This is a genomic window from Mesorhizobium sp. M7A.F.Ca.US.006.04.2.1 (assembly GCF_004022915.1).
GTDB lineage: Bacteria > Pseudomonadota > Alphaproteobacteria > Rhizobiales > Rhizobiaceae > Mesorhizobium > Mesorhizobium ciceri.
This window is the reverse complement of record NZ_RZQA01001666.1, coordinates 1-430: the sequence shown is the minus strand read 5'-3', so window position 1 is coordinate 430 and position 430 is coordinate 1. Positions and strand designations below refer to the sequence as shown.

At 67.9% G+C, this 430-nt stretch carries 1 pseudogene; it reads right to left on the bottom strand.

Annotation, left to right across the window (positions count from 1 at the left end):
* A pseudogene (locus tag EN925_RS39305) lies at positions 1-430 on the bottom strand (DNA polymerase III subunit delta'); the annotation flags it as partial.

Here is a 430-nt window from a genome sequence, read left to right as displayed (position 1 = left end):
GTCTAGCGCCCGGCGGTTGAAGATATCGAACTGGATCGCCTGATCGCGGCCGGCCACGGCTTCGGCGAGGCGGAACGCGCCGCCGACATCGCTCTTTCTCCCGGTGACCAGAGCGTCGAGCGTCGAAGCGATCTCCAGCCCGCCATACTGCGTCAAGAGGATCGCGTTGCGGGCGCTGCCCCCTGCCCGCTCGGCCAGTGCCGCGCGCGCCGCCGGATCCTCAGGCGGCGCCGGCTCGGTCGTTTCCAGCACCGTCATCAGGTCGTCGGCGTCGAGCGGGGTCAATCGCACCACCTGACAGCGCGACCGGATCGTCGGCAGCAGGCTGCCCGGCGCGTGGACAATCAGGATGAACAGCGTCCGTGCCGGCGGCTCTTCAAGATTTTTCAGCAAGGCATTGGCGGCATTGGTGTTCATGTCGTCGGCGGGG